Source organism: Pseudomonas kielensis, assembly GCF_014236655.1.
GTDB classification, from domain to species: Bacteria; Pseudomonadota; Gammaproteobacteria; order Pseudomonadales; family Pseudomonadaceae; genus Aquipseudomonas; species Aquipseudomonas kielensis.
This window is the reverse complement of the sequence record NZ_JACMYG010000021.1, coordinates 1-22,352: the sequence shown is the minus strand read 5'-3', so window position 1 is coordinate 22,352 and position 22,352 is coordinate 1. Positions and strand designations below refer to the sequence as shown.

At 60.3% G+C, this 22,352-nt stretch carries 22 protein-coding genes and 1 pseudogene; 13 read left to right on the top strand and 10 right to left on the bottom strand.

Going from position 1 to position 22,352, the window contains the following annotated elements:
* Positions 1–71 precede the first annotated feature (71 nt).
* Positions 72–1,352 (bottom strand): sensor histidine kinase, encoded by a 1,281-nt coding sequence (locus H7995_RS18715; RefSeq protein ID WP_185818721.1) that lies wholly within the window; start codon positions 1,350–1,352, stop codon positions 72–74.
* Positions 1,342–2,025 (bottom strand): two-component system response regulator ColR, encoded by a 684-nt coding sequence (gene colR / locus H7995_RS18710; RefSeq protein ID WP_054593790.1) that lies wholly within the window; start codon positions 2,023–2,025, stop codon positions 1,342–1,344. Before colR ends, H7995_RS18715 begins: the two co-directional genes overlap by 11 nt.
* Before the next feature lie 209 nt (positions 2,026–2,234).
* Here colR and H7995_RS18705 point away from each other — a divergent pair, with 209 nt between their 5' ends.
* Entirely contained in the window at positions 2,235–2,978 is a 744-nt protein-coding gene (locus tag H7995_RS18705; protein WP_166590756.1) for a phosphatase PAP2 family protein, read from the top strand.
* Between the two features lie 80 nt (positions 2,979–3,058).
* On the opposite strand, the gene groL is transcribed toward H7995_RS18705, so the two are convergent.
* The 4 genes from groL to H7995_RS18685 form a co-directional block, all read right to left on the bottom strand.
* A complete protein-coding gene (groL, locus tag H7995_RS18700; RefSeq protein ID WP_166592982.1) occupies positions 3,059–4,702 on the bottom strand; it encodes a chaperonin GroEL in 1,644 nt (547 codons plus the stop codon).
* A gap of 52 nt (positions 4,703–4,754) precedes the next feature.
* Positions 4,755–5,048 (bottom strand): co-chaperone GroES, encoded by a 294-nt coding sequence (locus H7995_RS18695; protein WP_019827816.1) that lies wholly within the window; start codon positions 5,046–5,048, stop codon positions 4,755–4,757.
* 246 nt (positions 5,049–5,294) lie between these two features.
* The gene (locus tag H7995_RS18690) at positions 5,295–5,771 is read right to left on the bottom strand and encodes an FxsA family protein (protein WP_095165889.1); all 477 of its coding nucleotides are present in this window, start codon (positions 5,769–5,771) and stop codon (positions 5,295–5,297) included.
* Between the two features lie 66 nt (positions 5,772–5,837).
* Positions 5,838–6,569, bottom strand: a complete 732-nt coding sequence (locus tag H7995_RS18685; RefSeq protein ID WP_166592981.1) for a HugZ family pyridoxamine 5'-phosphate oxidase — start codon at positions 6,567–6,569, stop codon at positions 5,838–5,840.
* Between the two features lie 166 nt (positions 6,570–6,735).
* Here H7995_RS18685 and H7995_RS18680 point away from each other — a divergent pair, with 166 nt between their 5' ends.
* Positions 6,736–7,494, top strand: a complete 759-nt coding sequence (locus H7995_RS18680) for an SDR family oxidoreductase (RefSeq protein ID WP_166592980.1) — start codon at positions 6,736–6,738, stop codon at positions 7,492–7,494.
* Between the two features lie 145 nt (positions 7,495–7,639).
* Here the strand turns inward: H7995_RS18680 and apbC are convergent, their stop codons facing one another.
* Positions 7,640–8,734 (bottom strand): iron-sulfur cluster carrier protein ApbC, encoded by a 1,095-nt coding sequence (gene apbC, locus H7995_RS18675; RefSeq protein ID WP_166592979.1) that lies wholly within the window; start codon positions 8,732–8,734, stop codon positions 7,640–7,642.
* Positions 8,735–8,901: 167 nt separating this feature from the next.
* On the opposite strand from apbC, the gene metG reads away from it, so the two are divergent.
* From metG to H7995_RS18635, 8 genes and pseudogenes are all read left to right on the top strand, one after another.
* A complete protein-coding gene (gene metG, locus H7995_RS18670; RefSeq protein ID WP_166592978.1) occupies positions 8,902–10,953 on the top strand; it encodes a methionine--tRNA ligase in 2,052 nt (683 codons plus the stop codon).
* A gap of 119 nt (positions 10,954–11,072) precedes the next feature.
* Complete coding sequence (locus H7995_RS18665; RefSeq protein WP_185818720.1) at positions 11,073–11,660, top strand: Rnf-Nqr domain containing protein; 588 nt, start codon at positions 11,073–11,075, stop codon at positions 11,658–11,660.
* Positions 11,661–11,677: 17 nt separating this feature from the next.
* A pseudogene (gene rsxB, locus H7995_RS28870) lies at positions 11,678–12,052 on the top strand (electron transport complex subunit RsxB); the annotation flags it as partial.
* Between the two features lie 805 nt (positions 12,053–12,857).
* Positions 12,858–13,844: an RnfABCDGE type electron transport complex subunit D gene (locus tag H7995_RS18655; protein WP_185818718.1), complete on the top strand. Its 987-nt coding sequence runs from the start codon at positions 12,858–12,860 to the stop codon at positions 13,842–13,844.
* The gene (locus H7995_RS18650; RefSeq protein ID WP_182342093.1) at positions 13,841–14,446 is read left to right on the top strand and encodes an RnfABCDGE type electron transport complex subunit G; all 606 of its coding nucleotides are present in this window, start codon (positions 13,841–13,843) and stop codon (positions 14,444–14,446) included. Before H7995_RS18655 ends, H7995_RS18650 begins: the two co-directional genes overlap by 4 nt.
* Positions 14,443–14,994, top strand: a complete 552-nt coding sequence (locus H7995_RS18645) for an Rnf-Nqr domain containing protein (protein ID WP_166592973.1) — start codon at positions 14,443–14,445, stop codon at positions 14,992–14,994. The genes H7995_RS18650 and H7995_RS18645 overlap by 4 nt, the downstream gene beginning before the upstream one ends.
* A 25-nt stretch (positions 14,995–15,019) precedes the next feature.
* Positions 15,020–15,658 carry an endonuclease III gene (nth, locus tag H7995_RS18640; RefSeq protein ID WP_166592972.1) on the top strand — a complete coding sequence of 213 codons (639 nt, stop codon included), beginning with the start codon at positions 15,020–15,022 and terminating at the stop codon, positions 15,656–15,658.
* A gap of 107 nt (positions 15,659–15,765) precedes the next feature.
* Positions 15,766–15,945, top strand: coding sequence for a PA3496 family putative envelope integrity protein (locus H7995_RS18635; protein ID WP_166592971.1), 180 nt, complete (start codon positions 15,766–15,768; stop codon positions 15,943–15,945).
* Positions 15,946–16,049: 104 nt separating this feature from the next.
* Here H7995_RS18635 and H7995_RS18630 read toward each other — a convergent pair whose 3' ends face one another.
* The gene (locus tag H7995_RS18630; RefSeq protein WP_166592970.1) at positions 16,050–16,676 is read right to left on the bottom strand and encodes a response regulator transcription factor; all 627 of its coding nucleotides are present in this window, start codon (positions 16,674–16,676) and stop codon (positions 16,050–16,052) included.
* 537 nt (positions 16,677–17,213) lie between these two features.
* Between H7995_RS18630 and H7995_RS18625 the strand changes: the two genes are divergently transcribed.
* The gene (locus H7995_RS18625) at positions 17,214–17,921 is read left to right on the top strand and encodes a hypothetical protein (RefSeq protein ID WP_166592969.1); all 708 of its coding nucleotides are present in this window, start codon (positions 17,214–17,216) and stop codon (positions 17,919–17,921) included.
* A 206-nt stretch (positions 17,922–18,127) separates the two neighbouring features.
* Here H7995_RS18625 and H7995_RS18620 read toward each other — a convergent pair whose 3' ends face one another.
* Both H7995_RS18620 and H7995_RS18615 read right to left on the bottom strand, forming a co-directional pair.
* Positions 18,128–19,345, bottom strand: a complete 1,218-nt coding sequence (locus H7995_RS18620) for an argininosuccinate synthase (protein WP_029295244.1) — start codon at positions 19,343–19,345, stop codon at positions 18,128–18,130.
* A gap of 129 nt (positions 19,346–19,474) precedes the next feature.
* Positions 19,475–20,383, bottom strand: a complete 909-nt coding sequence (locus tag H7995_RS18615; RefSeq protein ID WP_166592968.1) for a flagellar protein MotY — start codon at positions 20,381–20,383, stop codon at positions 19,475–19,477.
* Positions 20,384–20,539: 156 nt separating this feature from the next.
* On the opposite strand from H7995_RS18615, the gene pyrC reads away from it, so the two are divergent.
* Both pyrC and rnt read left to right on the top strand, forming a co-directional pair.
* The gene (gene pyrC / locus H7995_RS18610; protein WP_166592983.1) at positions 20,540–21,586 is read left to right on the top strand and encodes a dihydroorotase; all 1,047 of its coding nucleotides are present in this window, start codon (positions 20,540–20,542) and stop codon (positions 21,584–21,586) included.
* Positions 21,583–22,257 carry a ribonuclease T gene (rnt, locus tag H7995_RS18605; RefSeq protein WP_095165917.1) on the top strand — a complete coding sequence of 225 codons (675 nt, stop codon included), beginning with the start codon at positions 21,583–21,585 and terminating at the stop codon, positions 22,255–22,257. Before pyrC ends, rnt begins: the two co-directional genes overlap by 4 nt.
* Positions 22,258–22,352 lie beyond the last annotated feature (95 nt).

Here is a 22,352-nt window from a genome sequence, read left to right as displayed (position 1 = left end):
TTACAACCTGAATTTCAGCACACCCCCACGCCAGAGTAGGAAAAAGCCTACAAGCCCCGTCCTAGCAGGGCTCAAACGCTGATCGGCGACAGTTCGACCTGGAACCGGCAGCCGGTTGGCTCCCGGGTGGTGAGGCTGACGCTCCAGCCCTGGTTTTCACAAATCCGCTGTACCAGCGACAGGCCAAGCCCCAGGCCTTCACCTCGATTTTCCGAGCCACGGACAAAGGGCTCGAACATCGCCTCGCGTTTCTCCTCGGGAATGCCCACGCCACTGTCTTCCACCAGGAACCCGGTGGGCAGCAGGGTCAGACGGATAAAGCCGCTGTCGGTGTAGTGCAACGCATTACGCAACAGGTTACCCATGACGGCGTGCAGCAAGGTCGCGTTGTAGCGCATTGGCAGCGGCTGGCCGGGCTCAAGGATCAATTGCAGGCCCTTGGCTTCAATCGGCTCGCGCCACAGGCCGAGCAGGTCCTCGGTCACCTGCTGCAAGGTCACCTGTGGCGACATGCCAGCGGCTTCATGCTGGGCCCGGGCGAGCATCAGGAAGGTCTGGACCAGCTCGCGCATCTCCTCGCAGGCACGTGCAATGCGCTCGACCTGAGCGCGGCCGCGCTGGTCGATGGCAGGGTTCTCCAGCAGCAGTTCGCAGGAGCTGGCGAGGACCATCAGCGGTGTGCGCAACTCGTGACTGACGTCGCTGGTAAACAGCCGCTCGCGGTTCAATGCCTGGCGCAGCCGGCCCAGGGTTGCATCGAAGGCCACTGCCAGCTCGCCGACTTCATCGGCGGCATAGTCCGGTGCCAGCGGTGGGGCCAGGCCCAGCAATTGGTCGCGGTGCCGGACCTGACGGGCCAGGCGCACCACCGGCGCCATCACCTTGCGCGCCAGGACCCAGCCGAGGAACACCGCCAGCGCCAGGCTCAATACGAAGCCGACCAGCACCACGGCAAACAGCACTCGCTCGCGCTCTTCGAAATCGCTCTGGTCCTGCAGCAGCACGTAATGCCGACCGTCGACGATTTCCACCATCGCGTGGTACGACAGTTGCTCGCGAAATACCTCGTGGAAACCCGCACCCAGGTGCCGCAAGTCCCTGGGTAACTCGAAGTCACCCGGACCGCCGCTGAAATAGAACAACTGGTCGGGCTCCGGCCGATGGCTCCACTCGGACATGTTGTCCATCAGCAGCAAACGCTGGAGGTCGCCCCCAAGGCCGGCGGAAATCAGTTTTTCTTCAACCAGGTGTACGGTGGCCACGATGCCCATGGCAAAAGCCCCCGCCACCAGTGCACTCATCAGGGCAAAGGCGATGATGATCCGCTGGGCAAGGCTCTGCTTAAACTCCATCACGCCCCTCGGCCAAGCGATAACCGACACCATGCACGGTCTGCAGCAACGGCTTGGCAAAGGGTTTGTCGATCACCTGGCGCAACTGGTGGACATGACTGCGCAGGCTGTCGCTGTCCGGGCAATCATCGCCCCACAGGGCCTCTTCGAGAATTTCGCGTCGCAGCACATGGGGGCTTTTCTGCATCAGCACCGCCAGCAGCTTGAGGCCGACCGGGTTGAGTTTCAGCAGGCGGCCTTCGCGCGTCACTTCCAGGGTGTCCAGGTCATAGCTGAGGTCGCCGACCTGCAAGGCACGCCGCCCTCCGCCCTGGGTGCGGCGCATCACCGCTTCGATGCGCGCGGCCAGTTCGGACAGGGCAAAGGGTTTGACCAGGTAATCGTCGGCGCCGGACTTGAAGCCCTGCAGCCGGTCATCCAGTTGGTCACGGGCGGTCAGCATAATCACCGGGGTATCACGCCGGGCATCTTCGCGCAGGCGCTTGCACAGGGTGTAGCCGTCGATGCCGGGCAGCATGATGTCGAGCACGATCAGGTCGTAATGCTCGGTGGCCGCCAGGTGCAGACCCGACAAGCCGTCCTGCGCGCAATCCACGGTATAGCCTTTGAGCCCCAGGTAATCCGCCAGGTTGGCAAGGATATCGCGGTTATCTTCAACCAATAGAATTCGCATGGGTATTTGCTCCGTACACAGTAACGGCCGTCTTGGCTCGCGCAGCTTAAGGCCTGGCGGGGCTCAGGGCCAGGGTTGTGTGCCGGGACAGATCCGGGCGAAAACCGCTCACGAATTTTTCACCCGTTATTCACACCAGGCCCACGCTAGCGGGCGCAGACTGGTGCGCTGCTTGCCGCTGGACCTTTCCACACCCTCAGGATCGCCCGATGCCTCTGACCCTTTCGCGCCCCGCCTCCCGCCCCTTGAATGCCTGGCTCTGCCTGGGGATTCCCGCTGTCGTGGCGGTCACTCTGCTGCTGCTTGAGCTGACGTCCCTGGACATGAGCCTGGCCCAACTGTTCTACGACCCCGACGCCGGAGGGTTTATCGGTCGCCACAGCTACTTCCTGGAAAACATCCTGCATGACCGGGCCAAGCAAGTGGTCATCGTTTTCTCGGTGCTGGCGTTGATCGGGTTTGTCTTTTCGTTCTTGATCGCACGGCTCAAGCCGTTCCAGCGCGAACTGGGCTGCCTGGTGCTGTCGCTGGGGCTGGCCACGGCCTTTGTCACGCCGGTCAAGGCCGTGACCGCAGTGCAGTGCCCCTGGAGCCTGAAGGAGTTCGGTGGCAAGGAGACCTACAGCGAACTGCTCAGCCCGCGTCCGGCCACCGACAAGCCGGGACGTTGCTGGCCCGGCGGTCATGCAGCCACCGGCTTTGCCTTGTTCGCGCTGTTTTTCGTGTTGCGCGACCGCCGCCCGAAACTGGCCCGCGCCGCGTTCCTCTTTGCGTTTGGCCTGGGCACGGTGTTTTCCGTCAGCCGCATGATGCAGGGCGCCCACTTTTTCTCCCACAACGTGTGGACGGCAGTGTTCTGCTGGCTGATTTGCCTGGGCGCGTACTACTACGTGCTGTATCGCCCGGCGAGCAAGGCCGAGCCGGTTGCCAAGGCACAAGCCGTCAACGCCTGATTCGAGGGGCAATAAAAAACCCCGCCTGCTTGCGCAGGCGGGGTTTTTTACAGGTGTAGCTCGTACGGGGTAAGGCTGGCTTACATCATGCCGCCCATGCCGCCCATACCGCCCATGTCTGGCATGCCGCCGCCAGCTGGTGCGTCTTCCTTGATCTCAGCGATCATGGCTTCGGTGGTGATCATCAGGCTGGCAATCGACGAAGCCGCTTGCAGAGCCGAACGAGTCACTTTGGCCGGGTCCAGGATACCCATTTCGATCATGTCGCCGTATTCGCCGGTCGCTGCGTTGTAACCGAAGTTACCCGCGCCTTGCTTGACCTTGTCGACTACCACGCTTGGCTCGTCGCCGGAGTTGGCAACGATCTGACGCAGTGGAGCTTCAACAGCGCGACGCAGCAGAGCGATACCAACGTCCTGGTCGGCGTTGTCGCCTTTCAGTTCGCTGATGGCTTGCAGGGCACGAACCAGTGCCACGCCACCGCCAGGTACCACGCCTTCTTCAACGGCTGCACGGGTAGCGTGCAGGGCGTCTTCAACGCGGGCTTTCTTCTCTTTCATTTCAACTTCGGAGCCAGCGCCAACCTTGATCACTGCAACGCCGCCGGACAGCTTGGCCAGGCGCTCTTGCAGTTTTTCACGGTCGTAGTCGGACGAAGTGTCAGCCACTTGCTGACGGATCTGCAGAACGCGAGCCTGGATGTCAGCCTCAACGCCAGCGCCGTCGATCACGGTGGTGTTTTCTTTGGACAGGATCACGCGCTTGGCATTACCCAGGTGTTCCAGGGTAGTGCTTTCCAGGCTCAGACCGATCTCTTCGGAGATTACGGTACCGCCGGTCAGGACGGCGATGTCCTGCAGCATGGCCTTGCGACGGTCGCCGAAGCCTGGAGCCTTGACGGCTGCGACTTTAACGATGCCACGCATGTTGTTCACAACCAGAGTCGCCAGGGCTTCGCCTTCAACGTCTTCGGCCACGATCAGCAGAGGACGGCCGGCTTTGGCAACGGCTTCCAGTACTGGCAGCATTTCGCGGATGTTGGAGATCTTTTTGTCGACCAGCAGGATCAGCGGACCGTCCAGCTCGGCAGTCATGGTCTCTGGCTTGTTGACGAAGTACGGGGACAGGTAGCCACGGTCGAACTGCATGCCTTCAACAACCGACAGTTCGTTTTCCAGGCCCGAGCCTTCTTCAACGGTGATCACGCCTTCTTTACCGACTTTTTCCATGGCTTCGGCAATGATGTCGCCGATGGAGCTGTCGGAGTTGGCCGAGATGGTGCCGACCTGAGCGATGGCCTTGGTGTCAGCGCAAGGCTTGGACAGGGACTTCAGCTCTTTGACGATCGCGATGGTCGCTTTGTCGATACCGCGCTTCAGGTCCATCGGGTTCATGCCGGCAGCGACGGCTTTCAGGCCTTCGTTGACGATCGATTGAGCCAGAACGGTAGCGGTGGTGGTGCCGTCGCCTGCGTCATCGTTGGCACGGGAGGCAACGTCTTTGACCAGTTGCGCGCCCATGTTTTCGAAGCGATCTTTCAGCTCGATTTCTTTGGCAACGGAAACGCCGTCCTTGGTGATGGTCGGAGCGCCGAAGCTCTTCTCGATGATCACGTTACGGCCTTTAGGGCCCAGGGTCGCTTTTACTGCGTCAGCCAGGACGTTAACACCGGCGAGCATTTTCTTACGGGCGGAATCGCCGAATTTAACTTCTTTAGCAGCCATGATCGATATTCCTTAAATACTTGAGTAGTCGCGGGAAAATGAACGAGGGGTCTTAGCCTTCGATAACAGCGAGAATCTCGTTCTCAGCCATTACCAGCAGGTCTTCGCCGTCGACTTTCACGGTGTTGCTGCCCGAGTACGGGCCGAACACAACCTTGTCACCCACTTTCACGGCCAGCGCACGCACTTCACCGTTGTCCAGCACGCGGCCGGTACCCACAGCGAGGATCTCGCCACTGTTGGCTTTTTCAGCAGCCGAACCTGGCAGAACGATACCGCCGGCGGTTTTCTTTTCTTCTTCGCTGCGACGGATGACGACGCGGTCATGCAGAGGACGAAGCTTCATTGTCGATCTCTCCTAATTGTAGTTTCAGCGGCCGGTGTAGTCCCGGCGGGGTTAATTTCCGGCGGTGCCGGTTGCGGCTCGTCGAGCGAGTCGCGGAAGTCTGTCTGGTGGTCACCACCAGAAACCTTGCGGTGACCGTTACATAAGGGCGCATAAGCTTATTACAAGGGCAGCACAGCGAAATTTTTTACGTCAGTGCCCGCCAAAACGCACACGGCACCCGCAGGTGCCGTGTCGATGTTGCAGTTATTTGGAGTCGCGGTGTTCGAACTCGCCTTCGATCACGTTCGGCTCGCGGCCCAAGGGCTCACGCGGAACCGGACCGCCACGCGGTTGCAGGTCGTCGGCGAAGGCACGTTGGCGAATCGCCTGTTCTTCGGCGCGCTGGCGCATTTTATTGGCCAGCAGGCGACGGGTCAGCGGCAGCATCATGATCAGGCCCAGCACGCTGCTGACAAAACCCGGCACGATCAACAGACCGCCACCCAGGGCCAGCATCAAGCCTTCGATCATGGTCTGCGCGGGCAACTCACCACGGTTCAGGCTTTCACGGGCCCGCAATGCGGTCGCCAGGCCGGCGATACGCAGCACGAACACGCCGAGCATCGAGCCGAGAATGATCAGCAGCAGTGCCGGGAAAAACCCGATAGCGGCGCTGACTTTGACGAATACGAACAGCTCCAGCACCGGAAACAGCAGAAAGAGCAACAAGAAAGGGCGCATCAAATGGTTCCTCAACGCAAGAATGCCTTGCAAGTAAGCCTTAGATGACGTCGCCGTTTCGTGATTTCAAGCCTCGCTTGCGGTATTTGTTGGCCAGTGCTCGGCGTGAGCCAGTAAAACCAAGGCTTCCCGCACTTGTGTCGGCGTATTGCAGACTTGTGGGAACGGCAACCAGTACAGCGCCTGGCCAATGCGCAGGTGCATGCCTTCGGTATCGATGCCCGCCAGTTCTGCCGGTGCGGTCTTCGGCAAGCCGGCCAGGTCCACGTAATGGGCGATGGCCTTGGCGTGATCGGCGTTCATGTGCTCGACCATGCTCACCTCGGCCTTGCCGGCGAATGGGTTGGCCAGGGTCAACTGGTCGACCCAGTGAATCGCGCCAAAACCGCCGATGTAGCGATGACGCACCGGGTTGAGCACCCAGAAGTCGAAGTCATGGGCCTGGTGGTAATTGGCCGAGTCCGGGAAGTAACGATAGTAGCGCCCCGCTGCGGCTTCGATCGCTGCCGGGTCCTCGAGCTTTTGCGCTTCAGCCAGGTAGGTCAGGCGACCAACGGCCTGGACATCCTCGGCCTCACGCTCGCCCACCAGCAGCGAGCACTTCGGGTCTTTTTGCAGGTTGTGGGTGTGCTGGGCGATCCGGCTGATCAGGATCAGCGGCCGGCCCTGCTCGTCCAGGCAGTAAGGAACCACTGAGCCGAACGGGAAACCGGGCATCGCCTTGGAAAGGGTCGAGAGCACTCCACGGTATTCCTTGAGCAGCAATTCTCGGGCATGCTTTGCAGCTTCAACGCTCAATTTATGACTCCTTATATAGAATCCGTCGAAAAAACGGACAGGCTCCTGGAGAAAGTTCCAGCGATGCCATCGGGGGGCAATTCTCATGTGCAGCCTAGCCACGCAAGGCGCAGATCGGGAGGCCCCCTACGAGGAAACCACTTCGACCTGCAATTGGGGCATGCGAATGCAACTCACTGACAAAGTAATCATTATCACTGGCGGTTGCCAGGGTTTGGGCCGCTCCATGGCCGAGTATTTCGCCAGCAAGGGCGCGAAGCTCGCACTGGTCGACCTCAATCAGGAAAAACTCGACGCCGCCGTCGCGGCCTGCAAGGCCAAGGGTGTCGAAGCCCGTGCCTACCTGTGCAACGTCGCCAATGAAGAGCAGGTGTGCCACATGGTGAGCCAGGTGGCCGAAGATTTCGGCGCGATCCACGGTTTGATCAACAACGCCGGGATCCTGCGTGACGGCCTGTTGCTCAAGATCAAGGATGGTGAGATGAGCAAAATGAGCCTGGCCCAGTGGCAGGCCGTGATCGACGTCAACCTGACGGGCGTGTTCCTGTGCACCCGCGAGGTGGCGGCGAAGATGATCGAGCTCAAGTCATCCGGCGCAATCATCAACATTTCGTCGATTTCCCGCGCCGGCAACGTTGGCCAGACCAACTACTCCGCCGCCAAGGCCGGTGTCGCGGCGGCGACCGTGACCTGGGCCAAGGAACTGGCGCGCTATGGCATCCGAGTGGCCGGCATTGCGCCGGGCTTCATCGAAACCGAAATGACCCTGGGCATGAAACCCGAAGCGCTGGAGAAAATGACCAGCGGCATTCCGCTCAAGCGCATGGGCAAGCCGGAGGAGATCGCCCATTCGGCGGCCTACATCTTCGAGAACGACTATTACACCGGGCGGATTCTGGAGATGGATGGCGGGTTGCGCATTTAAGCCCGACATTAACAATTGTGGGAGCGAGCCGGGCGGCGCTCCGCTTGCTCGCGATAGCGGTGGTTCAGTCAACGTATCTGTTGATATGTTATTCCGTCATCGCGAGCAAGCACGCTCCTACAGGGGCAGTGTCAGCTATTGGAAATCAATCGTCGCTGATGGTGATGTTCGGCATCGCCGGGGACGCGGCTTCCTGCAAGACGATCCGCGCACCGACATGGCGCGCCAGTTCCTGGTAAACCAGGGCGATCGGGCTGTCCGGCTCGGCGATGACCGTTGGCTTGCCACCGTCAGCCTGTTCGCGGATGGCCATCGCCAGCGGCAACGAGGCCAGCAGCTCGACGCCATATTGGTTGGCCAGCTTCACGCCGCCCCCCTCACCGAACAGATGCTCGGCATGGCCGCAGTTGGAGCAGATGTGCACGGCCATGTTTTCCACCACGCCCAGCACCGGAATGTTGACCTTGCGGAACATTTCCACGCCCTTGCGCGCGTCCAGCAATGCCAGGTCTTGCGGGGTGGTAACGATGACCGCGCCGGCCACCGGGACTTTCTGCGCCAGGGTCAGCTGAATGTCGCCGGTGCCTGGCGGCATGTCGATCACCAGGTAGTCCAGGTCGCCCCAGGCGGTCTGGGTGACCAACTGCAACAGGGCACCGGAGACCATCGGCCCGCGCCAGACCATCGGTGTGTTGTCATCGGTGAGGAATGCCATGGACATCACCTCGACCCCATGGGACTCGATCGGTACGAACCATTTCTGGTCCTTGACCTTGGGCCGGGTGCCCTCGGCGATGCCGAACATGATGCCTTGGCTCGGGCCGTAGATATCGGCATCGAGAATCCCGACCCGGGCGCCTTCACGGGCCAGGGCCAGCGCCAGGTTAGCGGCCGTGGTGGACTTGCCCACCCCGCCCTTGCCGGAGGCCACTGCCACCACGTTCTTGACGTTGGCCAGGCCCGGGATCTGCGCCTGGGCCTTGTGCGCGACAATGCGCGTGGTGATCTCGACCTTGGCCGACGCGACGCCGTCCAGGCCTTCGATCGCCATCTGCAGCATCTGCGCCCAGCCGTTCTTGAACAGGCCGGCGGCGTAACCCAGTTCCAGCTGGACGCTGACGCGATCACCCTGGATATCGATGCCGCGCAGGCAACCGGCGCTGATCGGATCCTGGTTCAGGTAAGGGTCGGTGTACTGGCGAAGGACGGCTTCCACCGCTGCGCGATTGACGGCGCTCATGGGCAACTCCGATAACAAGTCTGGAAAAACAGGCGACTATCCTACCTGTTCTGATCTTTTCGCGGCCCCCCTTATTCAATCATCGGAGGAAACAACCACACGGGGTGAAAATTCTGCGCCAGCGCTTTATAGTGGCCGACCTCCGTTTCATCAAGTAGCCGAGCCCCATGTCCGAGCCACGCAAGATCCTCGTCACCAGCGCCCTGCCCTATGCCAATGGTTCAATCCACCTTGGCCATATGCTTGAGTACATCCAGACCGATATGTGGGTGCGCTTCCAGAAGCATCGCGGCCATCAATGCACTTACGTCTGCGCGGACGACGCCCACGGTTCGGCCATCATGCTGCGGGCAGAAAAAGAGGGGATCACCCCGGAACAACTGATCGCCAACGTCCAGGCCGAACACAGCGCCGACTTTGCCGACTTCCTGGTGGACTTCGACAATTTCCACTCCACTCACGCCGAAGAAAACCGTGAGCTGTCGAGCCAGATCTACCTCAAGCTGCGTGACGCCGGGCACATTGCCACGCGTTCGATCACTCAGTATTTCGACCCGGAAAAACAAATGTTCCTGGCCGACCGCTTCATCAAGGGCACCTGCCCGAAATGCGGCACCGAAGACCAGTACGGCGACAACTGCGAAAAATGCGGCGCCACCTATGCGCCCACCGACCTGAAGGATCCGAAGTCGGCAATCTCTGGCGCCACCCCGGTGCTCAAGGATTCCCAGCACTTCTTCTTCAAGCTGCCGGACTTCCAGCAGATGCTCCAGACCTGGACCCGCAGCGGCACCCTGCAGGACGCCGTAGCGAACAAGATCGCCGAATGGCTGGATGTCGGCCTGCAACAGTGGGACATCTCCCGCGACGCACCGTACTTCGGCTTCGAGATCCCGGACGAGCCAGGCAAGTACTTCTACGTCTGGCTGGATGCCCCCATCGGCTACATGGCGAGCTTCAAGAACCTGTGTGCCCGTCGTCCCGAGCTGGACTTCGACGCGTACTGGGCCAAGGACTCCAGCGCCGAGCTGTACCATTTCATCGGCAAGGACATCGTCAACTTCCACGCCCTGTTCTGGCCAGCCATGCTCGAGGGCGCGGGCTACCGCAAGCCGACCGGGATCAACGTGCACGGCTACCTGACCGTCAACGGCCAGAAAATGTCGAAATCGCGCGGCACCTTCATCAAGGCCCGCACCTACCTGGACCACCTGTCGCCGGAGTACCTGCGTTACTACTACGCGTCCAAGCTGGGCCGTGGCGTCGACGACCTGGACCTGAACCTGGAAGACTTCGTGCAGAAGGTCAACTCGGACCTGGTCGGCAAAGTCGTCAACATTGCCAGCCGCTGCGCCGGTTTCATCCACAAAGGCAATGCCGGCGTGCTGGTCGACACCAACGCCGCGCCGGAGCTGACCGAGGCCTTCCTGGCCGCTGCGCCCAGCATCGCCGACGCTTATGAAGCCCGCGACTTCGCCCGCGCCATGCGCGAAATCATGGGCCTGGCCGACCGTGCCAACGCCTGGATCGCCGACAAGGCGCCGTGGTCGCTGAACAAACAGGAAGGCAAGCAGGAAGAAGTCCAGGCGATCTGCGCCACTGGCGTCAACCTGTTCCGCCAACTGGTGATCTTCCTCAAGCCGGTGCTGCCGCTGCTGGCCGCCGACGCGGAGGCGTTCCTCAACGTCGCACCGCTGACCTGGAACGACCACGCGACCTTGCTCGCCAACCATCAGTTGAACGAGTTCAAGCCACTGATGACCCGGATCGACCCGGTCAAGGTCCAGGCCATGACCGACGCTTCGAAAGAAGACCTCGCGGCCAGCCAGACCGACACCGGCAGCGCGGCGCCACAAGGCAACGGTGAGCTGGCCAAGGACCCACTGTCGGCCGAGATCGAGTTCGACGCCTTTGCCGCCGTCGACCTGCGCGTCGCCCTGATCCTCAAGGCCGAAGCCGTGGAAGGCGCGGACAAGCTGCTGCGCCTGACCCTGGACATCGGTGATGAGCAACGCAACGTGTTCTCGGGCATCAAGAGTGCCTACCCGGACCCGGCCAAGCTTGAAGGTCGCCTGACCATGATGATCGCCAACCTCAAGCCACGTAAAATGCGCTTCGGTATCTCCGAAGGCATGGTCATGGCGGCCGGTCCTGGCGGCGCAGAGATCTACCTGTTGAGCCCGGACAGCGGCGCCAAGCCGGGTCAGCGCATCAAGTAATCCGCCTGGCTGGACCGATCCCACCGTCACGCAACGCCGCGACGGTGGGATTTTCATATCTGCCCCGCCGGATACTGCCTAATCTTCATGTACAGGCCTTTCCCTCGACCCGGCACGCCATGACCGACCTTCTGCTTACACTCATCAGCACTGCCCTGATCAACAACTTCGTGTTGCAGTGGCCGCTGGGCGTCGATCCCTTGCTGCAAGCCGCTCGCGCCCCGCAGGCAGAACGGCGCCAGGTCCACGCCCTGGGCATCAGTACCACCTGCCTGATGCTGCTCAACGGTGTCCTGGGTTATGCCGCCTACCATTGGCTGCTGGTGCCGCTGGGGCTGACGGCCCTGTACCTGTTGCTGTTGTTACCCTTGAGCGTGCTGCCTATTTCAATGCTGCTGCGGGGGCTGACACGGGCCCTGCCGCAATTACCGTTCTCCGGGCTCTGGCCGTTGCTGCTCGGCAATGCCGGCGTGCTGGGCCTGAGCCTGATGGGCATGCACAGCGACCAGGGCCTGGCCTGGCACCTGGCCCTGAGCCTGGGCGCCGGATTGGGCTTCTGGCTGGTCCTCGGCCTGTTCAGCGACTTGCGCCAGCGCACCCTCAACAACGATGTGCCGATGGCCTTTCGTGGCTTGCCGATCGACCTGATCAGCGCCGGATTGATCGCCGTGGCATTTCTCGGATTCAGTGGACTGATCAAAACATGAGTCTGATTCAACGCATCGACGCCCTCCTGCCCCAGACCCAATGCGGCAAGTGTGGTCACCCCGGGTGCAAGCCCTATGCCCAAGGCATTGCCAGCGGCGAGGCGATCAACAAGTGCCCGCCGGGCGGTGACGAAACCATCGCCGCACTCGCCGAGCTGCTGAAGCTGCCGGTCGTGCAACTGGACGTCAGCCGGGGCTCGGCGCCGCCACAGGTTGCCTATATCCGGGAAGCCGAATGCATCGGCTGCACCAAGTGCATCCAGGCCTGTCCGATCGACGCGATTGTTGGCGCGGCCAAGCTGATGCACACGGTGATCATCGACGAATGCACCGGCTGTGACTTGTGCGTAGCCCCCTGCCCGGTCGACTGCATTGAAATGCGTCCCCTGCCCTCGGCCCAGGTACTGCCGATCGTTGGCGGCCTGGCGTTCACGCCTGAGCAATTTCAAGCGCGCAGCATCAAACGCGAGCATGCCCGCCAACGCTTCGAACAACGCAATGCCCGGCTGGAGCGCGAAGAACAGCAACGGCTGGCCGAGCGCGCGGCACGGGCCGCCAAAGCCGCACAACCGGCCATCACGGGTGCCAACCCGGTGCAGGACGCCATCGCCCGCGTGCAGGCGCAAAAAGCCGCAGCGGCCGATGCGGCCCTGAAAAAAGCCAAGATCGATGTGGCGATGAGCCGCGCGCAACTGCACAAATCCCTGAAAGCCTTCGGCCATCCGCCGACCAGCGAACAGCAAGCTCAACTGGTCGTGCTGCAACAGCAGTTCGAAGCGGCCGAACAAGCCCTGGCACAGCTTGAAAGCAGCGCTCCGGCCAATCCCCCGCAACCGGCTCCCCCCGCCAATGACGCTGAGCTCAAGCGGGCGAAAATCCAGCTGGCGATGCGCCGCGCCGAACTGAAAAAAGCCCAGGCCAGTGCTGCGCCTGCCGAGCAACTGGCGGCCCTGGGCGCAGCGCTGGAACTGGCTGAGCAAGCCTTGCACGCCGCCGAGGACGCCAGCGACAAACCGCCACCGCAATTGGTGCTCCGGGAAAAACGCCCGATCGACAGTCAGCTGCGACAACTCAAGACTGAACTGGCCTATGCCCGCGCCGAAGTGAGCAAGCTGCAGCGACAGGCGCAGGCACCGGCAGAACTCTTGAGCCAGGCGCGCACCAGGCTCAAGGAGGCCGAGCGCCAGGTGAGCGACTATGTCGCCCCTTGAACCCGTTGACGATCGCCTGCAACAGGCGATGCAGCGCGTGCTGCTGGCCACCGTGCCGGGCATCCTGCTGTTGCTGTGGTTTAGCGGTTGGGGCGTGTTGTTCAATCTGCTCTTGGCGTGTACCAGCGCGCTGGCAGTGGAAGCCGCGGTGCTGCGGCTGCGCGGCTACCCGGTCAAGCCGGCCCTGAGTGACGGCAGTGCTCTGGTCAGCGCCACCCTGCTGGCACTGGCACTGCCCGCCTACTGCCCCTGGTGGTTGACGGTGAGCGCGGCAGCCGGGGCAATGCTGTTCGGCAAACACCTGTACGGCGGCGTGGGCAAAAACCCGTTCAACCCGGCCATGCTCGGCTTCGCCCTGGTGCTGGTGTGCTTCCCGCAACAGATGACCCACTGGCCCAGCCACGGACTGAGCCTGCAGGGCGGCCTGCAGCAGATTTTCGGCTTCGGCGCATCCGCACAACCGGACGCCTGGGCCCAGGCCACGGCCCTGGACAGCCTGCGAATCAATAAAAGCCTGACCATCGACGAACTGTTCGCCGCCAACCCAGCGTTTGGGCAGTTGGGTGGCAAGGGGATTGAGTGGGTGAGCCTGGCATTTCTCGCCGGCGGCGCCTTTCTGTTGCAGCAGCGGGTATTCAGCTGGCACGCACCGGTGGGGATGCTCGGCAGCCTGTTCGTCATCAGCCTGTTGTGCTGGAACGGCTCGGGGTCCGACTCCCACGGTTCGCCGCTGTTTCACCTGCTGAGCGGTGCCACCATGCTCGGCGCCTTTTTTATCGTCACCGAACCGGTGTCCGGGGCCAAGAGTCCCAAGGCGCGCCTGCTGTTCGGGGTCGGCGTGGGCCTGTTGACGTACCTGATCCGAACCTGGGGCGGGTACCCCGACGGCGTGGCGTTTGCAGTGCTGCTGATGAACCTCTGCGTGCCAGCCCTTGAGCGCCTCTGTGCAGCGCAACCGGAGCCGGCATCATGAACCGCAGCCTCAGCGTCCTGAGCCTGGTGATCATCGCCATCTTCTGTGCGGGCGCCATCTACCTGGTGCAAGAGGGCCTGGCGCCGCGCATTGACACCGAACAGCGGCTGATCGAGAGCCGCAACCTGTTGGACATGCTACCGGCGGACAGCTACGACAATCAGCCGCTGGACCAGCCACTGGCGCTCAAGGGCGTGGTCCTGGCCAACAGCACACTGCTGGGTGGCTACCGGGCGAACCTCGGCGCCAAGCCCACAGCGATCATTTTGCTCAGTCGGGTCACAGGCTATGAAGGCGCCATCGACCTGCTGATGGTGATCGATAGCCAGGGCAAACTGCTGGGAATCAAAACCCTCAAGCAAGGGGAAACCCCGGGGCTGGGAGCCAGGATCGCCGCCCACCCCAACCCTTGGCTGGCGGGTTTCATCGGCAAGTCGCGGGGAGATCCGGGCGACAGCGGCTGGGCCCTGAAAAAGGACCAGGGCGAGTTCGACCAGTTGGCCGGCGCGACCATCACCTCACGAGCGGTGATCAGTGCGACCCACGATGCCCTGCGCTACTTCGATGAACACCAGCCACAACTGATGGGCCGCGAGCAATGAACAAGACCTCGACCCTGCAGAATGCCTTGATGCTGGCGCCACTGATCGGTGCCAGCGACACGTTGCTGACGGCCTTGAGCCTGGCGCTGATGTGCCTGCTGGTGATCGCTGTGTATGGGTTGAAAATGCGTCTGTTGCGAGCCTGGCTCAGCGCGCCCTTGCATCTGCCTGCCGCAATGTTGATAGCCGCCACCCTGACCAGCCTGGTGGCGCTGGCGACTCAGGCCTGGGCGTTTGAGCTGTATCAGCACCTGGGCCTCTACATCGGGTTGATCGCCCTGCAATGCGTGGTACTGGAGTGCAACGGTTTTTTCACCGAGCCCCGCCTGCTCGAGCGATTGCGTTTGTGCGCCCTGTTCGTCAGCCTGATGATTGCCCTGGGCTTGCTACGCGAAGTGCTGGGGCACGGCTCGATCAGTTGGCATTTGCCATGGCTGGCTGCCGACGGCAGCGTACGACTGGCCATCCTCGCCCCCGGCGGGTTTATCCTGTTGGGACTGTTGCTGGCAGCCAGGCAAGCCTGGCTCGGCCGCTCTCCGACACCCTGAACGCCTGCAAGGAACTGCTCTGCCCATGAATGCCGCAAAACGCCTGGAAATTTTCCGCAGGTTCCACGAAGACAATCCAGAACCGAAAACCGAGCTGGCCTATTCATCGCCGTTCGAACTGTTGATTGCGGTGATCCTCTCTGCGCAATCCACCGACGTCGGCGTCAATAAAGCCACGGCCAAGCTATTCCCGGTGGCTAACACTGCGGCGGCGATTCATGCGCTCGGCGTCGAGGGTTTGTCCGAGTACATCAAGACGATCGGGCTGTACAACAGCAAGGCGAAGAATGTCATCGAGACGTGCCGCATGCTGGTGGAGCTGCATGGCGGTGAGGTGCCGCAAACCCGCGAAGCGCTTGAGGCGCTGCCAGGCGTCGGCAGAAAGACAGCGAATGTGGTACTGAACACGGCCTTCCGGCAGTTGACCATGGCCGTCGACACCCATATTTTCCGGGTCAGTAACCGAACCGGCCTTGCCCCTGGAAAGAATGTCGTCGAAGTCGAACACAAGCTGATGAAATTTGTGCCCAAGCCATTTCTCCTCGACTCCCACCACTGGTTAATCTTGCATGGCCGTTATGTGTGCCTGGCACGCAAGCCTCGGTGTGGCAGCTGCAGGATCGAAGACCTGTGCGAATTCAAGCAAAAAACCTCCGACGATTGAGGCGCTATTGGTTTTATTGATTTATCGATTGAAAAAATCTTTTTTACCCGCCAGGAGATTGTCGATATAAGAGGCGCCAATGGCTCTCTTAGCCTGGAGTTAACCTTATGAGTACTGGCAAAGAACAACTGGACGTAGAAGACGACTTCGCCCCTGTCGAGACCGATGATGCAGAGCCTATGGTGGAGGTCGCAAAGACCAACCTGAACAAGCGCCGCACCATCGATAATCTCCTCGAGGAGCGACGTCTGCAAAAGCAGTTGGCCGATTACGACTTTGACCTCTGACCGCTGAAGCCTCCCACCGTGGAGGCTTTTGTCATTTAGCGATCCACCCCCCCAAAGAACTCCACTGGCGAAATGCAGGGCTAGCCGCCTTGTACCCTCGCACTTCAGACCAGGCCATTTCGCTGGGCCAGCTCAATCAGATCGACCAGCGAGCGAGCGTTCAGCTTGAGCAGAAGCCGAGTTTTGTAAGTACTGACGGTTTTATTGCTGAGAAACATGCCATCGGCTATTTCCTTGTTGGTCTTGCCCCGGGCCAATTGCTGCAACACCATCATCTCTCTTCCGGACAAGCGCTCTACCATATCCGACTCACTGCTATTGCCCAGCGACGAGCGGACTGAGTGCAATGCCTGATTCGGAAAGTAACTGTAGCCGGACAACACCGCCTTGATAGCGCTGAGTAGTTCGGTGAGTTCCTGCTGTTTGCAGACATAACCAAATGCCCCCGCCTGCATGCAACGCATCGAAAAATGCCCGGGTGTCTGTGAGGTCAGCACCAGTACTTTCACGGAAAAGCTCATCGAATTCAAACGCGCAATGACTTCCAGACCATCCAGTTTGGGAATACCTATATCCAGTATGACGATATCCGGCATGTGTTCACGGGCAAGTTGCAATGCATCCACGCCATTGTCCGTTTCAGCAATAACTTCGTAGCCATGACGCTCCATTAGCATGCGTACAGCAAGTCGAATGACGGGGTGATCATCCACGATCAGCACTTTATTCATGGGCAAGTCCAATTTTCGCTGTTCGAATTTTTAGAGCCCGCACAATAGCCTAGTCGTTTCGACCTTGGGATGCTGCCCGGGCCAAGCACCCCCACCGAGAGACAGTCCCTACAAATATCAAGGATTAATCCTACAGGAATTCACAAAAAACAATGTCTCTTAAAGTTTAAGACCACCATGCGCCCTGCACTAATTACGCATTTTCGCCCATGACAAGGAGAGAAAATCGAACTAATATTTAGGATACAACTGCGTCTTTTTTTCGCCAGACTCTATTCAAATAACAACAACCCAAACCTAGCGAACAGCACCTGATGAATGACTTTATCTCGGCAAAATTTTCGCCCCACGGCATAAAAACCAACAAACACTCAAACCAACCAACACTAAGAAGACATCCAGCAACAACATTAAACAACGAACCCCATTAAGTTTTATTGCACCCAACGCTCCCCACAGAAATTATGGCACGACATAGACGGGCTGCCTCTTAACACCGTCATCGAAAGCCCTTCAAATATCAATCGAGTAACCAGCATGAAAGTATTCCAGAAAAAAATCGCCAACCCCATGACAATCATTGCGATCTTCGCAGCACTGTCCGAAACTTCCGCTGCGGTGTCATTGCCTTTCCTCGATGAGGATGACCGGGAAGTATATATATGGTTTTTAATCAGCTTCCCCTTCTACCTGCTGTTTCTGTTTTTTATCACCCTCAACTTCAACTATAAATCCCTGTATGCACCTTCGGACTTCCAGAAGAGCAAGCAGTTTTTGAAGGTGATCGATGACACCACGCGGGGCGAGAAAAAATCCGCTTCTGCCACGGCCCAGGCAAAAAAGCTAAACGCCGCACGCACAGACCCGCGAAAGAGCCCTGGGGCGGTAAAAACCAAGCCTGACTACCTGCTTCCCAGCACCCAGGACCCGCCCCCTGGCATCACCTTCATCAACCACCTGTGCCCTCAACAGCAGTTGCCCCTGCCCGTCTCGGTGCACTACATACGTATTGTCGATGCCCGGTGGATCCGCAAGAAAAAGGACACCTGTCAGTTGATGGAGAAGCTCGATCAACCCCGGCCTAGCCAACCCAGACTGACAATGCTGCTGACGTGCCAGGAGTCGGAGCCACTGCTCAATGAAAAGTTGAAGAAGTCCGATGTCAAAGCACTCAATGCTCAGGATTCTGTGTGCTTGTTCTATAACGTGAGCACGCAGGCAATGACTGTTGTTGCGCAAGACTGATTGGCGTCTTGATGCAGTGACAGACCGGCTGGATGGTTTTTCAACGAGGCAGGAACAACAGGAGGGAGGAACTGGTGCAATTGCAGATAACGGCGCTACTGCCCGGGTGACAGATTAGCGTTTGGCCATCGAGGCCCACAGAATACGTCGCGCCCGTTGTGCACCCGCCTCAAGCGGGCGCACAACGGTTGCTCAGCGCAACAGCATCAGAACAACTTGCGACCCTTGTTGGCAGCAATGCGCATACGCAGGGCGTTGAGCTTGATGAAGCCCGCTGCATCTGCCTGGTTGTAAGCGCCGCCATCTTCTTCGAAGGTAGCGATATTGGCGTCGAACAACGACTCGTCGGACTTGCGACCGGTAACGATCACGTTGCCCTTGTACAGCTTCAGGCGAACCACGCCATTCACGTGTACCTGAGAAGCATCGATCATCTGTTGCAGCATCAGACGCTCAGGACTCCACCAGTAGCCGGTGTAGATCAGGCTGGCGTACTTGGGCATCAACTCGTCTTTGAGGTGAGCCACTTCGCGGTCCAGGGTGATCGATTCGATCGCCCTGTGAGCGCGCAGCATGATGGTGCCGCCTGGGGTTTCGTAGCAGCCACGGGACTTCATGCCCACATAACGGTTCTCGACGATGTCGAGACGACCGATACCGTGTTCGCCACCGATACGGTTGAGGGTCGCCAGCACGGTGGCCGGGGTCATTTCGACGCCGTCCAGTGCAACGATGTCGCCGTTGCGGTAGGTCAGTTCCAGGTACTGCGGTTTGTCTGGAGCGTTCTCCGGGGAGACGGTCCATTTCCACATGTCTTCTTCGTGCTCGGTCCAGGTATCTTCCAGCACGCCGCCTTCATAGGAGATGTGCAGCAGGTTGGCGTCCATCGAGTACGGGGATTTCTTCTTGCCGTGGCGCTCGATCGGGATCGCGTGCTTCTCGGCGTAGTCCATCAGCTTCTCGCGGGACAGCAGGTCCCACTCACGCCATGGAGCAATGACTTTTACCCCTGGCTTGAGGGCATAGGCCCCCAGCTCAAAACGAACCTGGTCGTTACCTTTGCCGGTGGCGCCGTGGGAAATGGCGTCAGCACCGGTTTCATTGGCGATTTCGATCAGGCGCTTGGCGATCAACGGACGTGCGATGGAAGTACCCAGCAGGTACTCGCCTTCGTAGACGGTATTGGCACGGAACATCGGGAACACGAAATCACGCACGAATTCTTCGCGCAGATCGTCGATGTAGATTTCTTTGACGCCCATGGCTTGTGCCTTGGCGCGAGCCGGTTCGACCTCTTCGCCTTGACCCAGGTCAGCGGTGAATGTCACCACTTCACAGTTATAAGTATCCTGCAGCCACTTGAGGATCACCGAAGTGTCCAGGCCGCCGGAATACGCCAGAACGACCTTGTTTACGTCCGCCATGCCATCACTCCACGGGGTTCTACGGAAAGCCGATAAGTCTAACGCTGCGAGCGGAGAAATTACAGAGGCGCGACAGCTTATGACGACGAAGCGACAGATTATGTCGAACGGGCGACGATTTCGACGGGATCAGGAAGTCGCTGCCGCGCCGCCCGCAGAGCTGACTTTAGGGGCAGGATCGGCCGCAGGTTCGAGTCGCTCGAGTTGCACGCTGACTCGACGGTTTTTGGCCCGGTTGGCGGCACTGCTATTGGGGGCCACGGGATATCGCTCACCGTGAAAACGCAGGGTCACCTGTGACTCCTGGACCCCGTTGGCCTTGAGGTAATCCATCACGGCCAGGGCCCTGCGCCGCGACAAGTCACGGTTGGTCAGGCGATTGCCGCTGTTATCGGAATGGCCGTCAATTTGAATGTGATTGACCGTCGGATCAGCCTTCATGAAGCTCAGCATGGCCTGCAAGCGGCTTTTCGCCTGGGCATCGAGTTCGATTCCGCCCCCTGGGAAACCCACCGCGGCCTGCTTCACCTGCTCGTAGTTCATCGGTAGCAACTTGGCCACGCAGCCCTGGTAATCAGCGTAGGACTTGCTGAAACTGACGGGCAGCAAGCGCACTTCCGACACCCGGCCGTCAGGCGCGGAATGCCGGATCAACGGACTGCGGCCCTCCAGCAAGCCACCGATCAGGCGACCGGCCTGCATCTGCGAACTGTTGAACAACACCTCGCCACTGCCTAGCCTGACCGACCCCAGGTTGATGTCGCCACGCCCGGGCTGCCAGGGTGCCGCCGCCGCCAGCAAGGTCGCCGAGCCACCGGTCAGCATCGGGTTATAGGCTTTCAAGCGAAAGGTGGCCTGCTCGCCCGCCCGCCGCACGAACTCGCCCGTACCGAAATCGGTGATCGGTTGGGTCAGGCGGCATTCGAACTTGTCACCCTCGACCTTCCACTCAGTGCTCTCCAGGCGCGTCTGGAAAGTGAGTGCCATGGCAGGAAGGCTGGCGAACACACTGAGCAAGGCTAGATAACGCTGGCGCACGGGAGGCTCCACTGACTTCTGCAACAAAAAGACCGATACACATGTTTACGGCATACCTTGGTGATATCGGTTACGTCCGACAAAACTTGATAGCGAGTGCCTGCAAGAGTCTTTTCCGGTAGCATTCCCATGAGTTTGACCCGCCTGGAATCCCCAATGTCCGACCGCCTGACCCTGCTGCGTCCCGACGACTGGCATATTCATCTTCGCGATGGTGCTGCGTTGCCCAATACTGTCGCGGATGTCGCGCGCACCTTTGGTCGCGCGATCATCATGCCCAACCTGGTACCACCGGTGCGCAATGCCGCTGAAGCCGACGCCTACCGCCAGCGCATTCTCGCTGTGCGCCCGGCCGGCAGCCGCTTTGAACCGCTGATGGTGCTCTACCTGACCGACCGCACCACCGCGGACGAAATCCGCACCGCCAAGGCCAGCGGTTTCGTGCACGCCGCCAAGTTGTATCCGGCCGGCGCGACAACCAACTCGGACTCCGGTGTCACCAGCATCGACAAGATCTTCCCAGCGATCGAGGCCATGGCCGAAGTCGGGATGCCCTTGCTGATCCACGGTGAAATCACCCGCGGCGACGTCGATGTCTTCGATCGCGAGAAAATCTTCATCGACGAGCACATGCGTCGGCTCGTCGAGCGTTTTCCTACGCTCAAGGTGGTGTTCGAACACATCACCACCAGCGATGCCGTGCAGTTCGTCAACGAGGCCTCGGCCAACGTGGGCGCCACCATCACCGCGCACCACCTGCTGTACAACCGCAATCACATGCTGGTTGGCGGGATTCGCCCGCACTTCTACTGCCTGCCGATCCTCAAGCGCAACACCCACCAGGTCGCCCTGCTGGATGCCGCGACCAGTGGCAGTGAAAAGTTCTTCCTCGGTACCGACTCGGCTCCCCATGCCCAGCACGCCAAGGAAGCCGCCTGTGGTTGTGCCGGCTGCTACACCGCCTATGCCGCGATCGAGCTGTACGCCGAGGCGTTTGAACAGCGTAATGCGCTGGACAAGCTCGAAGCCTTCGCCAGCCTCAACGGCCCGCGTTTCTACGGCCTGCCGGCAAACACCGATCGCATTACCCTGGTCCGCGAAGAGTGGACCGCCCCAACCAGCCTGCCGTTCGGCGAGCTGACTGTCATCCCGCTGCGCGCCGGTGAAAAACTGCGCTGGCGCCTGCTGGAGGAACACGCGTGAGTGAAGACCATTACGACGACGAACAGGAAGGTCAAGGCGGTGGCGGCTCACGTCACCCGATGGCAGCCAGGTTTCGGGGATATCTGCCAGTCGTCGTTGACGTTGAAACCGGTGGTTTCAACTGTGCCACTGACGCCCTGCTGGAAATCGCCGCGACGACCATCGCCATGGACGAAAAGGGTTTTGTGTTCCCGGACCACACCTACTTCTTCCGTGTAGAGCCGTTCGAAGGCGCCAACATCGAAGCGGCGGCGCTGGAGTTCACCGGCATCAAGCTCGATCATCCGCTGCGCATGGCCGTAAGCGAAGAGACGGCCCTGACCGACATCTTCCGCGGTGTGCGCAAGGCGTTGAAAGCCAATGGCTGCAAACGGGCGATCCTGGTCGGCCACAACAGCAGTTTCGATTTGGGCTTCCTCAATGCCGCCGTGGCGCGCCTGGACATGAAGCGCAACCCGTTCCACCCGTTCTCCAGCTTCGACACCGCGACACTGGCGGGTCTGGCCTACGGTCAAACCGTGCTGGCCAAGGCTTGCCAGGCAGCAGACATCGACTTCGACGGTCGCGAGGCCCACTCGGCTCGCTACGACACCGAGAAGACCGCTGATCTGTTCTGCGGCATCGTCAACCGCTGGAAGCAAATGGGTGGCTGGGAAGACTTCAACGACTGATCGGTCGCAGGTTGTTCTCGCCCCAAAAAAACCGGCCACTAGGGCTAATGCCGATCAGTTAAGCCGTCCCGCTTGACCTTTGGCCGCAAGAAATA